Below are 14774 nucleotides of genomic sequence, written 5' to 3'. Positions count from 1 at the left end.
CCTGCGGCCACGCTCTTCGCGCCGCTGCCCGTCACCACGCTGGCGCTGGAGGACGTGACCGTCCGCTTCCTCGCACACGCCGTCGCGGAAGCGGACGGTCACGTCCTCCAGCGCCAGCGTGGTGACGGGCAGCGGCGCGAAGAGCGTGGCCGCAGGCAGGCTGGCGGTAACGCCATCGATGCCCATCGCATGGCGACTGACCGATGCGGAGCCCGTGACCGGGCGCCCATCGACGCCCGCCCCCTCGAACGCCAGCGTCGCCCGCCCGACCAGCAGGGCCAGGGGCGACAGCGAAACGCGCAGATCGCCCAGCGCCACCGCCCCGAACCGCGCCTCGATCATGCTGCCGCCCCAGATGGTGCCGCCGACCCTTCGCGCGCTCAGCCCTTCATCGACCAGCCCGGTCATCCCCAGCGCCAGGCGCATGGGCAGGAAGACGATCAGCGCCACGATCAGCATCGCCGCAAACAGGACCGGCGGGCGGGTGGCCAATCGCACCCGCATCACGACACCCGCGTCCGCAAGAGGAGTGCGACGCCCACCGTCCGGTCGCCATTGTCGGTCAACGTCGCCTGCTCGACCAGCACCCCGCCCCGCTCCAGCCGGGCGAGCCACGGGGTCAGCGCAGCGGGCCGGGCCGAGGCGATCTGCGCCCGCACCCGGCCGGGGCCATCCTCGGTCAGCGCGGACAGGGTGAAGCCCGCCTGCTCGGCCGACAATCGTACCGTATCGGCGAGCGTTCCCGACAAAGCGGGCGGACGGCGGCGGCGCTGGCTGAGCTCGGCAGCCACGGCTTGCGCCTCGCCCAGCCGGATCACTGCATCGGCGTGACGCTCCCGCGCGTCCGACAGGCCGTCGCCCAGGGGTCGTAACAGGCCGCCCCAGAGGATGGTCACGATCAACAGCGCGCCCATGACCAGCAACAACCGCTTCTCACGCAGGCTGCGGCCATCGAACCAGCGTTTCAGCGCTTTCATCGTGCGCGCACCGTGAATTCTCCCGTGATCCGGCCATTCGCCGCGACGAAGGTGCTGGCCTGGACGGAAAAGCCCTCCGCCTCGATCGCCGTCTTCAGGTCGGTGGCCAGCGCCGCGCGGTCGACCGCCACGCCCAGCCGGATGTCGCCGCTCGGCTGGAAGTCCATCGCGGTCAGCTCGGTGCCCGGCACCGCGCGCACGGCGGCGAAGACCGCCGCCGCCGTCCGGCTAAACCCCTGGCCCGGTCCGCGCACCGCCGAGAGCCGCTCGGTCAGCTGGCGGTCGGCATCGACCAGCGTCTCGCCGCGCGGCAGGGCGGTGCGGGCGATCTGCTCGATCCTGGCCTCGGTCGCGTCGGCGGCAAAGCTGTATTTGGTCCATCGCACGAAGTCGATCGCCAGCGTCGCCACGACGATGGCGAGTCCCAGCCAGGCGAGCCGCCGCACCAACCGCCAATCGATGACGAAGCCCCGCCGCCGCGCGAACACGCCCTGGCGCAGGTCGAGCGCCGGGCTCGCCGCCGCCGCGCCCAGCGCTGCCTCGATCCCGTCGGCATCCAGATCGGCAAGCGGCGCGTCACCGGCAACGATCTCGGTAAAGCCCGGCTCGTCGGCGAAGCCCGAGGCGCGCCCGCGCACCACGCCCTGGCCCGCCAGATCGCCGCGGACATAGCCCTCGTCAGGGCGCGGCAGCAGCAGCGGCGCGGGCACCAGCGCGACCGGATCGACCCCGGCCGCGCCCAGCCGCGCCAGCCAGCCCGCCACCGCGCCCCGATTGACGATGCCGATCGGGCGGCTGCCGCCTTCCTCCGCGCCGACCGCGACATGCAGCTCGTCCATCGGCGCGGCGCTGACCTCGGCGGCGAGGAGGCGCGCCGCCGCCGCCGCCTGCGCCGTCGAGCGCGCCGGAATCTCGGCCCAGTGCAGCGACACCGCATCGGCGGGTGCGACCGCGATGATGTCGCCGTCCCCTTGCGGCAGGCCCTCGCCCGCCGCAGCGACACGCTCGTCCTCGATCCGCATCCAGCGATAGTCGCCGCCCTCGCCCGGCGGCAGGAACAGGAGGTTGGTCGCACTCATCACTCTTCCCCCCATATCCGCGAAACGAGTCGCGGCGGCATCCGTGTCGCATCGACCAGCGCGCGCTCGCGAACCCCGACGCTGCCCAGGCTCACTTCGATCCGCAAGTCGAACCAGCGGGTCGTCGTCGCCACGTTCCCGCCCCCGCTCGCCCCCGCTATCTGGGCCCAGAACGCGCCGACATCCGCATAGCCTCGCGGCGGGCGGCGCAAAAGGGCCTGCGAAATGGCGCCCGGCGAAATCGTATCGACCTGCGCCATGGCGACCAGCGGCGCCTGTTCGGGGGCCAGCGTATTGATATTGACGGTCGTCGGCTTGGCCTCGGGCAGGGTACAGACCCAGGGGCGAAGCTGGGCGTAGAGTTCGGGCGTCACGCCGTTCACCATGCGCAGCTCGCTGACATCCGCCATCATCGCGCCGCCGGTCCGATAGGCGGGATCGCGGGCCAGATAGACGGCATCCTCCGCCCCGCCGCCTTGCGGATTCTGGTCGCTGTCGATCCAGTCGGAGGTGGCGGTCGCGACCTGATCGGCGACCTGGCCGGGAATGCCCAGCAGCCGCATCAGCTTGGCGAAATGCGCGACCTCGACCGCATTGCCGATCAGCACGCCGGCCTGGCCCGGCAGAGCCTGGGCCAGGCCGTTGAGGTTGAAGCAATTGCCGCCATCGGTGACGCGCGCCACCGCACTGCCGCCGCCCGCCCCGTCGCCCAGCGGCAGCGCGAAGGGCCGGTCGCTCCACCCGCCGAGCAGCGACACCTTCCCCTGGCTCCGCTCCAGCAAGTCGCCGATGCGGATGATCGCCAGCGCCTCGGCGGCATAGGCATAGCCCCGCGCCTGCTCGATCGCCGTCGCATTGCCACCCAGCCGGGTGGACAGGCGCAGCTTTTCCAGCGCGGTCGCGGCCAGCACCGCGATGACCGCAACCAGGATCAGGACGGTGAGGAGTGCCGCACCGCGCTCCGATCGGCGGACCGGCCTAGCCATTGGGGGTCGGGGTCGGGCTGGGCGTGGGTCCGGGCTGCGGCGGCACGGCGTCGCGGACATAGCCGGTGCCGACGAGGAACAGCTGGCGAAAGATCATGCCATCGTCGCGCACGATCGTCACCTCGGCGGCCTGGGGTAGGGCAACGCCCGGTTGCCCCTGCCACTGGTCGAGCCATGCGCCGTTGAAGCGGTAGCGCAGATGCAACTCGCGCACATGGTCCATCAGCGCGGCGGGCTCCATCGGCGCGGCCCCGTCGAGCAGTGGCGAGGCGATGCGCTCCAGCACGTCGCCGTTCAGGCGGTACGCGACCTTCTGCAGCGAGGGGCGCTGCGCCTGATCGAGATTGCTCCAGCCGCCCCGGACCAGCCGCATCGCATCGGGTCCCGCGACCATGGCGGGGGTCTGCACCCCGCCCTCGTCACGGGTCGGGCGGTCGACCGCCTGGGCCAGATCGGCGGACAGGATCGCGGTCGTGCGGCTGACCGCCGACACGGCGTCCAGCTTCTGACCCGTGACGGCCTGGGCGCGGACGCTCAGCGACAGGATCGCCACGGCGGCGGCGGCGAGCAGCGAGAAGATCAGCAGCGCCACCATGACCTCGACCAGGGTGAAGCCGTTGTCCCCGGTTCCCCCGCGCAGGCGGGGGCCCAGTTCTTTCTTGGCCGGTGGTGGATGACGGGGCTTACCCCCACGCCCTAACTTCGCAGAAACTGGGCCCCCGCCTGCGCGGGGAAACACGGGCGGGCTCACGACGCCACTACCCCGACCGGCGGCGCGGCCATGGGCGGGCGCACCATCGTCATCCGGCCGACGATCGTTCCCCCGGCATTGGCCACCGCCACGTCGATCCGCACGACCCGCGCATCGCCGGTCCCGCTGACGATCCTGGTCCATTTCCAGCTGCGACCGCCATTCACCTCGGCCCCCGAACTGCGACCGAGCGCAGGGGCCTGCGGGTCGGTGACGGCGGCGATAGCGACATTGCGCGCGACCATCTGCGCCACGACCGTCTCGTCCAGGATCGCCACCCCTCGGATCGTCGCGCTCTCCAGTCGGACGAGCGCCATCGCCGCCAGGCTGAACACCGCCAGTGCGACCATGATCTCGATCAGGGTAAAGCCTCCCTCCCGGGCACGGGGAGGTGGCAGCGCGCAGCGCTGACGGAGGGGGGCTTCCACAAAGGATGCACCTTGCGGCCAGCCCCCTCCACCATGCTGCGCATGGTCCCCCTCCCCGTGCCGGGGAGGAATGGGGGAAATCTCACCCATCGACACGTACCGTGCCGTCTGCGCCGATCCGGACGATGCTGCTCACCCGCTCGCGGGTCAGGCGGAGTTCGACCGGGCGATCCGCCAGGCCCGTCACGTCGAAGGTGATCCGCACCCGGCCGCTGGCATCGGGGATTTGCGCCTGCGTGCCGTCCTCCCATTGCGCGACACGCAAGGGTTTGGCGGTCATCGGGCTCCAGGCGCCATCGGCCCGCCGGTCGAAACCGTACCCGCCGCGCGTCACCCAGATGCTGACCGGCGACGCCTCGACCACCGCCACGTCATGCGCGGCGCGCACGCGCGCGGCAAAGCGGAGCGCCTCGTCGGTCACGCGCCCCCGCCGATCGGGCAGCGAGAGGACCGCGATCGCCGAGGCCAGGCCGATGACCGTGATGACGATCATCAGTTCGACCAGTGTGAAGCCGTTTGCCCATGCACTTCGACTTCGCTCAGTGCGAACGGAGGTTGGGGACGGTTCCCCAGCCCCGTTCAGCCTGAGCGAAGTCGAAGGCCACGCTCCACCCTCGCCAAGCAGGCCACGCCTGCCGCCGTCCCCGGCATCCAGGCGCGCCCGATCGGTCACTTATCCCAATTGCCGATATCGGCGTTGATCCCCTCGCCGCCTTCCTTGCCATCGGCGCCATAGGTCCACACGTCCGCCTCGCCATGCTGGCCGGGGGACGCATAGAGATACGCGCGGCCCCAGGGGTCATTGGGCAGCTTCTTCAGATAGCCGCCCTTTTGGTAGCGCGACGGATCGGCCAGCCCGGCGGGCATCGACACCAGCGCCGGAAGCCCCTGCGACGTGGTCGGGAAGGTCAGGTTCTGGAGCTTGTACAGTTCCAGCCCCGTCTCGATGTTCGAAATATCGGCCTTGGCCTTCTGCACCTTCGCGGTATCGCCCGAGGGCAACACGTTCAGCGCCACGATCGTCGCGAGCAGGCCGATGATGACGATGACGACCATCAGTTCGACGAGCGTAAAGCCGTTGGCGGGCCGCTTGCGACGGATCGGTCGGGGGTGGGGGTTACGCATCAACAAGTCCTCTCATTGCCCTGCCAGCGTGTTGAGCTGCAGGATCGGCAGCAGGATGGATAGCACGATGGTGGCGACCACGCCGCCCATCACGACGATGATCGCGGGCTCCAGCAGCGACAAAGCGGTCGCGGTGAAGCGGTCGAATTCCCGCTCCAGATAATCGGCGGCGCGCTCCAGCATCTCGTCCAGCCGCCCTGCCGCCTCGCCGCTGGCGGCCAGATAGGTGAGCAAGGGCGGGAACACGCCCGCCCGCCGCATGGCGGCCGAGAGGCTGCCGCCGCCCCGGATTGAATCGACGATGGCGTCGGACGCCACGCGCAACCGGCGATTGTGGATCGTCCCCGCCGTGAGCGTCAGCCCCTCCAGCAACGGCAAGCGGCTGGCTACCATCGTCCCCAGCGTCCGCGCCATCCGCGCCGCGTGCAGATCGCGCAGCAACCGGCCGAGCAGCGGCAGCTTCAGCAGCCAGGTATCGAAGGACAGCCGGATCGACGGCACCTTCAGCGCGCGCCAGAAACCGACCCCCGCGACGACGGCAACACCCGCCATCAGCCACCACCAGCCGACCAGCAGGTCCGATACCCCGATCACCAGCCGCGTCAGAAAGGGCAGTTCCTGCCCGACCGTATCGAATTGTTCGACCACCTGCGGCACGACGAACATCATGAGCGCGGTGACGACGCCCATCGCCACCACCGCCAGGATCGTCGGATAGGCGAGCGCGGTGATCAGCTTGCCGCGAATCTCCGCCTGCCGTTCCAGCAGCGCGGCGAGGCGTTCGAGGATCGTCGGCAGCGTTCCCGAGCTCTCGCCCGCGGCGACCATCGCGCGGTAGAGCGGCGGGAAACTCTTGGGCTCACGCGCCATGGCGTCGGCGAGGCGGCGGCCTTCGGTGACGCCCTGATGCACCGTCGCGACGATGGCGCGCACCCGTTCCTGCTCGGTCTGGCGGGTGATGGTGCGCAAGGACTCCTCCAGCGGCGAGACGCGGTTGAGCGTGGCGAGCTGGCGGGTGAACAGCGTCAGTTGCTTGACCGACATGCGCGCGCGGCCGAGCTTCAGCCCGAAGAGCGGACGACGCTCGGCGGTGTCGCCGCTGCCCGGCTTGATCGAAACGACATAGAGCCGCTGCTTCTCCAGTGCGGCGCGGGCGGCGTCGCTGGTTTCGGCGGGGATGAAGCCGCGCTTCTCGGCCCCACGCGTGTCGATGGCGACATAGTCGAACCCGGCCATGTCAGTCCTTTACCCCATCAACGCGCACCACCCCGGCGAAGGCCGGGGTCCAGTTGCGATGACGGCCCAGAAGCGCGGTGCAGGTTGGAGATCCTATCTCACGCGAAGCCGCGAAGCCGCGAAGAAGAAAAGAATGTTCGCGCGGAGGCGCGGAGGACGCAGAGGTGTCTCGCGCGCGGCAGCGCGCAGCCATTCCCATCAGCCGAAATAGGAGGGCCGCTGGCGCGGCGAGGACGCCATCTCTGCGTCCTCTGCGCCTCTGCGCGAACCCATTTTCTCTTCGCGGCTTCGCGGCTTCGCGTGAACTCGACTTCAAAGTGCACGGCAACTGGACCCCGGCCTTCGCCGGGGTGGCACGGTATGATGCAAGAGATGCCACCCCCCTCACCCCGCTTCGGAGTCGCGGCGGGATACGCGGATGGCTTCCTCCGCCGTCGTCACGCCGTCCAGCACCAGCGTCCGCGCCGCCGCCGCCAGCGGTTGCTGCTTGGCGAAGGCGTGCGCGGCGATCGCCTGTTCGTCGCCGCCTTCGTTGATCAGCCGCCGGATCGTGTCGTCGACCCGCACCGCTTCGTACACGCCGGTCCGGCCCTTATAGCCGGTGCCGTTGCACTGCGGGCACCCGACCGCCTCGTACACGATCGCCTTATTCTCGATGCCGAGCAAGGGCGCAACGGTGTGCTTGGCCTTTACGGGGCGCTTGCACGCCGGGCACAGCCTGCGCACCAGCCGCTGCGCGATCACCGCACGCAAGGTAGAGGCGAGCAGGAACGGCTCGACCTTCATGTCCCGCATCCGGGTGATCGCACCGACCGCGTCGTTGGTGTGGACCGTCGACAGGACGAGATGCCCGGTCAGCGAGGCCTGCACCGCGATCTCGGCGGTTTCGCGGTCGCGGATTTCGCCGACCATCACCACATCCGGGTCCTGGCGCAGGATCGCGCGCAGGCCCGCCGCAAAGGTCAGCCCGACCTTGGCGTTGACCTGGGTCTGCCCCACGCCCTCGACCGCATATTCGACCGGATCCTCGACGGTCAGGATGTTGCGGCTGCCATCGTTCAGCAGGCGCAGCGCCGCATAGAGGCTGGTCGTCTTGCCCGAGCCGGTCGGCCCGGTGACGAGGATGATGCCGTTGGGTTCGCTCAACGCCTCGCGCAGCAGCGCGTACATCGCCGGGTTCATGCCCAGCGCGTCGAGGTCGATGCCCGCATTCTCCTTGTCGAGGATACGCAGCACCACCCGCTCCCCCGCCCGGCTGGGCAGGGTCGAGACACGGACATCGAGCAGCTTGCCACCCAGGGTCAGCGCCATGCGCCCATCCTGCGGCACGCGCCGCTCGGCGATATCGAGCCGCGCCATGACCTTGATACGGCTGACCACCACCGGCGCGACATGCGGCGGCATCCGCAAGGTCTCGCGCAGCACGCCGTCGATGCGCATCCTGACGACGAGGCCGGTCTCGTACGGCTCGATATGGATATCCGACACGCCGTTGCGCGCGGCATCGGCGATGATGCCGTTGATCAGGCGGATGGCGGGCGCATCGTCGGCGGTGTCGAGCAGATCCTCGGCGGTCGGGATGCCGTCGGCCAGCATGTCCAGTTCGTCGCCCATGCCGACCGCTGCGATCGCAGTGGCCTGTCCGTCCATCGCATAGGCGTCGGAAAGCAGCCGGTCGAAAGCGGGTGCCTCGACGCGGGCAATGGCGAAGGGGCGACCGATATGGCGGCGCAGTTCGATCAGCGCGCGCGGGTCGGCGCCTTCGCGAAGCGCGATGGTCAGCGGATCGGCGGCCTGGACGACCGTGCCGAACTTGCGGGCGAAGGCATAGGGGATGGTGAGCGGGGCGACCAGTTCCAGCGCTTCGTCGGGCGTGGGAAGCGGGAGAGCGGCGGGCCCTCCCCCATCCCCTCCCGCCTGCGGGAGGGGCGTGCCCAGCGGCAGGGGGACGGTGTCACCGGTAGGCTGGGATTCGTCAGTCACGGCGCTTGATCGGTTCGATCGGCTTGGCGACGGGAACGGCGATGCGCGGGTCCTCGATATTACCGGGCATCGGCGCGTGCGGGATCGGCGGCGCGGCGTTCATATAGTCGCGGACCAGCTCGTCGATCGACGGCTCGACGCCGGGCTGGGCATAGCCCTGAAGCTGGCGAAGATAGCCGTAACGCTGCTCGGTGACGCGGCGGCTGTCCTCGGGCGTGCGCAGGATCGTCGGGCGGATGAAGACCATCAGGTTCGTTTTCGATCGGCTACGCGCCTTAGACCGGAACAGCGCGCCAAGGCCCGGAATGTCGCCGAGCAGCGGAATCTTCTCGATCGTCCGCCGCTCATTGTCGTCGAGCAGACCGCCGATCACCGTGATCTGGCCGTCATCGGGCGTGAAGACATTCTCGAACGCGCGCTTGTTGAGGATCAGCTCGCTATTGTTGCTCGACACCGGCCCGGCGATCGAGCTGACCTCGAGGCGGACATAGAGTTTCAGCGAGCCGCCCGCATTCACCTGCGGCTTCACGTCCAGCTGGATGCCGACATTCTGGCGCTGTACGGTGCGGAAGGCATTGTCGAAATTGTTCGACAGCGCCTGGCCGGTCGTCACCGGGATTTCCTGGCCCACCAGGCTGTGCGCCTGTTGGTTGTCGAGCGTGATGATGTGCGGCACCTGGAGCAGGTTGGATGTGGTGTCGCTCTTCACCGCGTTGATGATCGCGCCGAACACCGTGTCGCCGACCCGTCCGCCCCAGCCCGCAAAGCCGCCGGTGGTGCCCAGGATCGACTGCACCGCCGACTGGGTCAGCTGGCTATAGGCCTGGTTAGGGACGTTGGTCGTCGTGCGCGTGCCATCGGGGGCGACAACGGTCGTGGTGGTGCCGCCGATCGTGTTCGCACCGACCGCGCCCGCGATCTGGAGGATGTTGGGTGCCGTGTTGCCATAGGTCGACGCTGCAAAGGCCCCGCCCGACAGGCTGCCCAGCAGGAACTGCGCGCCCAGCCGCCGTGCGGTCTGGTCGGAGACTTCGGCAACGATCGCCTCGATCAGCACCTGTTCGCGGCGCACGTCGAGCTGGCGGATGACCTCGCCGATCTGGCGCTGGATGTCGGCGGGACCGGCGATCACGATGGCATTGGCGCCGACGAAGCGGGTGACGACCGCCGCCGTGCGACCGCCTTGCGTGCTGATCGCGGGCGGCTGGCCGTTCTGGCCGCCGGCACCGGGGGCGCTCGCCGCCTGGGGCTGGGCCACGGGCTGGATACGCTGCGCGATCGAAGTGCCCGCGGGCGATCCGGACTGGCTGTTGGTCTGGGTGAAGCTGCCACGCGACAGGGTGGTTTCCTGCACCGGATCGGGCGTCTGGCCGACCAGTTGCTGGAGTACGGGCAGAAGCTGCTCGGCATCGGCATTTTCGAGGAAGACGACGCGGATTTCGGTGCCGCTCTTCGCCTTGTTGTCCAGGTCGATGGCGATCTGTGCGAAGCGTGCCACGCTCGACGGATCACCGCGCAGCGCGATCGAGTTGGAGCTGTCGATGGCCACGACCGACACCCCGGTCGAACCCTGCGCAGGACCACCCTGCCCGCCGCCGCCATTGCCCGCCAGCGTCTGGAGCGCGGTCGCGATCTCGCGCGCGCCCGCATTCCTGAGCGCGATGACGCGGGTCGAGGCATTGTCCGCGTCGATCCGGCGCACCACCTCGCGGATGCGGCGGATATTGTCGGCGAAGTCGACCACGACCAGGCTGTTACCCGCGCGGTTCGCTGTCACCGATCCTTGCGCGCTGACCAGCGGGCGCACCGTTTCGAGCGCGCTGTTCGCGTCGATCGCGCGCAGGCGGATGATCTCGGTCACATAGGCGTTGCGGTTCGCGCCCGCCGAGCCGATCCGGCTGGGCTGCGACGCGGCGTTGTCCACCGGCTGCACCCGGAACGCCCCGCCCGAGGTCGGCACCGCGACCAGCCCGTTCGAGCGCAGGGTCGACAGGAAAATCTCGAAATATTCGGACCTGGACAGCGGCCGGTCGGTCACCACCGTCACCTTGCCGTTGACCCGGCTGTCGATGATGAAGGTCCGCCCCGTCACCTTGGCGGCATCGGCGATGAAGGCGCGGATATCGGCATCGCGGACGTTGAGCGTGGTCTGCGCCTGCGCGCCGGCCGCCAGGGCCAGCGCCAGAACCGAACCGAGAACGAGCTTCTTCATGGCCGAGGTGCCGCAATCTGAAGGGCGAGCGGCAGCGTCTGATCGCCCCGCTCGACCGTGATGGAAAGAGAACCGCCCTGGGCGAAATCGCTCGCCAGACGGTCGAGGTCGCCCGGCCCGGTCACGGGCCGTCCGCCGAGCGCGGTGACGATGTCGCCCTCGCGCAGACCCGCCGCCCGGAACGCCACGCCCGACCCCTGGGGCCGGACGACGAGGCCCGAGACGCGTCCGCCGTCGAGGCGGGGGATGAAACCGATATCGCTGCGCAGCTGCGCGAGGGCGACACCGCCCTGCGGCGGGACCGAACCGGGGGCCGGAACGGGTGCCGCGCCCTGGGCCGCCGGGGTAGCGGGCGGAGCATCGGACTGGTCGAGATACAGATCCTCGGAGCGACCGCCGCGATCAATGGTGATATGGTCGAACGCCACCGCCTTCAGCGTGACGCCCGGCTGGATCTCCTCACCGACCGACACCGAACGCTGGACGCCATCCGCCCCCGCCAGGATCGCCGATCCGCGCCCCGATGCCTCGTCCAGCCGCGTGCCGAACAGGGTCAGTTGCAGATTCGTCACGGCGGCGGGCGCGCCCTGCTGTCCCTGCAGGCGGAAAAAGGGATCGAAGCCCTCCAGGATCGCGGACGGCGACCCGGCGATGGCGGGCGCCAGCGGCCGCCACTCGCCCAGCGGCGAGACCGGGGTGACGATCACCCACAGCAGACGCGCGCCCTGGACGGCGAGAACCGCCATCAGCGCCAGCTCGGCCACCGAATAGACATTCACGACGGGCAGGCGCCGCAACCAGCGGCGTCCGCGCGCGTCGAGTCTCAACCGCATGAAACTAACCCCGTCCGCATCTCAAGGCCCTAGGCATGGCATGTTACAGCCCGACGTCAAAGCCCCGAAACATGCGTGTCATATGCATTTCACCGGGGTGGTGCGGGGGTAGCGCGACAATGCGAGTCCCTTGGCCTTCGACTACGCTCAGGCTGAACGGAGGTAGCGGCATTTCCCGTCCCCCGTTCAGGCTGAGCCCTTCGACTGGCTGGCAAGCCAGCCGCTCTGGATAAACCTTGGCGCTTTGCGCCAAGGTCGAAGCCCACGCCCTGCCCTCACCACGCACGCAAAGGCCGCCGCCCGGACTTTCCGGGACGGCGGCCCCCGCATGGATCAGAAGGTCGTGCTGAGCCCCAGCGAGAAGACCCGACCCAGATTATACCGGTTCAGATACACGAACCGCCCATTCCCAAAGTCCTGCCGTTCGTTGTAGCGCGTGCGGGTCAGGTTGCGGGCCTCGGCCTTCAGCTCGAACTTGCCGCCCGCCAGCTCGAAGCCCTGGCGCGCGACGACGTCCAGGCGGATGCCCGGCACTTCGACGATGTCGGGCTGGAACCCGTTGCCCGACAGGTTGGACGGACCGCGATTGGTCACGCGGTTGCTGGCATAGTTGAACAGCACCGTCACCTGCGACAGCGCGGCGGTATCCTCGACACCCATTTGCAGGTTGACCAGATGGTCCGACTGGCCGGTCAGCGACGCGCCGTCGCGGAACAGCAGCCGCGCCGGGCCGAAGCCCGAGGCACAGCCCGCCAGCCCCGGCGAGCCTTGCGCCGCCGCCGGGTTGGGCACGCAGGACGCATCGGCTGTGATCTGCGACTTGGTGTAGGTGTAGTTCGCAATCGCGACGAGGCGGCGGGTGGCGAAGAAATCCCCGCCCAGGCCCGCCAGCGGCACATATTTCTGCAACTCGACTTCCGCGCCATAGAGCTTGGCGGAGGGCAGATAGGTGAAGCCCGTCTGCAACCGGTCGTCCGCGCCGGTATAGAAGCCGACCTGCTCGATCGGGTTCTTGATCCGCTTGTAGAAGCCCGCCAGCGTGAAGCGCTGGTCGCGCGCGTAGAACCATTCGTAGCGCGCCTCCAGGTTCCACAGCTCGCTGTCGCGCAGGTTCGGGTTGCCGAAGAACAGGCGGTCCGAGTCCGGGTCGCGGAACTGCTGCGGCGCCAATTCGCGGAACTGCGGGCGCGAGATGGTCTTCGCGCCGCTCGCGCGCAGCTGCATGTCGGCGGCGAAGTTCCAGGTCAGGGTCCCGGCGGGCAGGAAGTAATTATTCTTCAGCCGCGTGGTGGCGCTCTGCACCGGCGTCACCGTCTCGACCGCCGTCTCATAACGCACACCCGCCACGGCGCGCAGGCCGTCCATGACCTCGGACTCCGCCTGGACGTACCCGGCATGGACGTTCAGCTTGGCGTCGTATGCATAGGCACCCGCCTGGGTCGAGAATTGCAGCTGGAGCGTACACGCCCCCTGCCCGCGCAACGGACAGGCATTGTTGATGACGTCCGGGCTCAGCAGATAATCGGGGCGATAGAGATTATAGGGGAAGCCCGGCGCGGTGCCCGCACCGTCGCTGGTCTGGTAGTTGAACTGGATACGGCTCGAATAGCGGTCCGTGCCCTGATAGAAATAACCGGTGCTCAGCGTGATCGGACGATCGCTGTCGATCTTGTAGGAAAGATCGGCCTGCCCGGTCCACAGATTCTCGTTGAGTTCCGAGAAGATGATCGAGGCGAAGGGGGTGAAGCGCTGCGTCACCTGATAGGCGCCGTTGCACTGGAACCCGCCCGCGCCGTTGCCGCCGTCATAGCTGACGGGCAGGCCGTTGGTGGTCCGCGCCGAGCAGAGATAGTCGAACTGGCGCTCATAGGGCGCATTGCGCTTGGAGTTGGCGAAGGCGCCGCGCGCGTCGAACTTCAATGCGTCGGTCAGCTTGAACTCGCCGACCAGCTGGCTTTCGATCAGCTGGCGCTCGAACCAGTTGGTGTTCTGCTGGAAGCGCAGGCCGCTGGCGTTGTTATAGACTTCCGCCGCCGACCCGCGGCCCTGCTTCAACGTGTCGTGGATATAGACGTTGGTCCAGCGCACCGTATTGTCGCCGAACTCGTAACCCAGGCCGACCAGCGCATTGGCGACGACGCGATTGTCGGTCAGCAGCGTGCGGTAATCGTTGCGCAGCGTGCCGTCCGCCGAGACCGAATCCTGCTGGATCGCCGAGCGGGTGCGGAAGGTGTTGGACAGGCTGAGCGACGAGATCACGCCCAGACGGTCGCTGCCGATGTCGAACACCGAACCGCCCGACAACTCGCCCGACCAGTTCGCGGGAAGCTGGTTGTTGCGCTGGAGCAAGGTGGTCGAGGCATTGGACAGCTGCGCCACCTGCGCGGCGGGAACGATGCCCGAACCCTTGCCCGCCTGCACGTCGCGCACGAACTGCGGTACACCGCGCGTGCCGTCGTCGAAGCCGATCCAGTCGGCATCGCCGCCCGCATAGGTATAGCCCAGCTCGCTGGTCGTCGCGTCGTCGGCCGAGATGGTCGCGCCGCCCGAGATGAAGCTCTTGTTCGGGATCGCCTTGGTCGTCAGGTTGATGACGCCACCGCCGAACTCGCCCGGATAATTGACCGAATAGGTCTTCTGGACCAGCGCCGAGCCGACGATGGTGGTCGGAAAGATGTCGAGCGGGACCGAGCGGCGCAGCGGCTCGGGGCTGGGCAGCGGCGAGCCGTTGAGCAGCGACGAGGAATAACGGTCGCCCAGACCCCGGACATAGACGAAGCCGCCGCCCACCACCGACAGGCCGGTGACGCGGGTGAGCGCGCCCGCGATGTCGCCCTCGCCCGTGCGCGCGATATCGGCGGCGGACAGGACCGAGACGATCTGCGGCGTGGCGCGGATCGTGTTAGGGATGTTGCGGCCGACGACGACGATCTCGCTGCTGGCCGAGCTGTCGACACCGGGGGCCGAGATTTCGACCGGCTCTTCCGCCGCCTGGCCGTCCTGCCCGGTCGGGGTCTGGCTCTGCGGCGTGGCCTGCCCGTCGGGGCTGGTCGCGGTGGTGCTGGTCGGCGCGGGCGCGCCCGCCGTCTGCGCGAGCAAAGCGGGCGCGACGAGCTGCGAGGTCAGCAGAAGGAGGGAGGCATAAGCGAGGCGTCGCTGCATGG

13 protein-coding genes are annotated in these 14774 nt (G+C 69.0%); all 13 read right to left on the bottom strand.

Going from position 1 to position 14774, the window contains the following annotated elements; all coding sequences use genetic code 11:
- Positions 1-504, bottom strand: a 504-nt coding sequence (gspN, locus tag QZ546_RS03290; protein ID WP_294234620.1) for a type II secretion system protein N, incomplete at its 3' end; no start/stop codon positions are given.
- On the bottom strand, positions 504-977 hold the full coding sequence (gene gspM / locus QZ546_RS03285) for a type II secretion system protein GspM (RefSeq protein WP_294234617.1): 474 nt from the start codon (positions 975-977) through the stop codon (positions 504-506). The genes gspM and gspN, both read right to left, overlap by 1 nt.
- The gene (gene gspL, locus QZ546_RS03280) at positions 974-2056 is read right to left on the bottom strand and encodes a type II secretion system protein GspL (protein WP_294234612.1); all 1083 of its coding nucleotides are present in this window, start codon (positions 2054-2056) and stop codon (positions 974-976) included. The genes gspM and gspL overlap by 4 nt, the downstream gene beginning before the upstream one ends.
- Positions 2056-3042: a type II secretion system minor pseudopilin GspK gene (gene gspK / locus QZ546_RS03275; RefSeq protein WP_294234609.1), complete on the bottom strand. Its 987-nt coding sequence runs from the start codon at positions 3040-3042 to the stop codon at positions 2056-2058. The genes gspL and gspK overlap by 1 nt, the downstream gene beginning before the upstream one ends.
- The gene (gspJ, locus tag QZ546_RS03270; RefSeq protein WP_294234675.1) at positions 3035-3682 is read right to left on the bottom strand and encodes a type II secretion system minor pseudopilin GspJ; all 648 of its coding nucleotides are present in this window, start codon (positions 3680-3682) and stop codon (positions 3035-3037) included. Before gspJ ends, gspK begins: the two co-directional genes overlap by 8 nt.
- 107 nt (positions 3683-3789) lie before the next feature.
- The gene (gene gspI, locus QZ546_RS03265) at positions 3790-4221 is read right to left on the bottom strand and encodes a type II secretion system minor pseudopilin GspI (RefSeq protein ID WP_294234605.1); all 432 of its coding nucleotides are present in this window, start codon (positions 4219-4221) and stop codon (positions 3790-3792) included.
- Between the two features lie 82 nt (positions 4222-4303).
- The gene (locus QZ546_RS03260) at positions 4304-4894 is read right to left on the bottom strand and encodes a GspH/FimT family pseudopilin (RefSeq protein ID WP_367113504.1); all 591 of its coding nucleotides are present in this window, start codon (positions 4892-4894) and stop codon (positions 4304-4306) included.
- Complete coding sequence (gspG, locus tag QZ546_RS03255) at positions 4891-5346, bottom strand: type II secretion system major pseudopilin GspG (RefSeq protein ID WP_294234604.1); 456 nt, start codon at positions 5344-5346, stop codon at positions 4891-4893. The genes QZ546_RS03260 and gspG overlap by 4 nt, the downstream gene beginning before the upstream one ends.
- Positions 5347-5358: 12 nt before the next feature.
- Positions 5359-6582: a type II secretion system inner membrane protein GspF gene (gene gspF, locus QZ546_RS03250; protein WP_294234602.1), complete on the bottom strand. Its 1224-nt coding sequence runs from the start codon at positions 6580-6582 to the stop codon at positions 5359-5361.
- Positions 6583-6966: 384 nt separating this feature from the next.
- Positions 6967-8436 carry a type II secretion system ATPase GspE gene (gspE, locus tag QZ546_RS03245; RefSeq protein WP_294234672.1) on the bottom strand — a complete coding sequence of 490 codons (1470 nt, stop codon included), beginning with the start codon at positions 8434-8436 and terminating at the stop codon, positions 6967-6969.
- Between the two features lie 121 nt (positions 8437-8557).
- The gene (gene gspD, locus QZ546_RS03240; protein WP_294234600.1) at positions 8558-10777 is read right to left on the bottom strand and encodes a type II secretion system secretin GspD; all 2220 of its coding nucleotides are present in this window, start codon (positions 10775-10777) and stop codon (positions 8558-8560) included.
- A complete protein-coding gene (locus tag QZ546_RS03235; RefSeq protein WP_294234597.1) occupies positions 10774-11610 on the bottom strand; it encodes a type II secretion system protein N in 837 nt (278 codons plus the stop codon). Before QZ546_RS03235 ends, gspD begins: the two co-directional genes overlap by 4 nt.
- 333 nt (positions 11611-11943) lie before the next feature.
- Positions 11944-14772, bottom strand: a complete 2829-nt coding sequence (locus QZ546_RS03230) for a TonB-dependent receptor (RefSeq protein WP_294234670.1) — start codon at positions 14770-14772, stop codon at positions 11944-11946.
- Positions 14773-14774: the final 2 nt, after the last annotated feature.

This window comes from uncultured Sphingomonas sp. (assembly GCF_913062585.1).
Taxonomy (GTDB): Bacteria; Pseudomonadota; Alphaproteobacteria; order Sphingomonadales; family Sphingomonadaceae; genus Sphingomonas.
The sequence above is the reverse complement of the archived record's forward strand: the minus strand, read 5'-3'. Positions and strand labels throughout refer to the sequence as shown.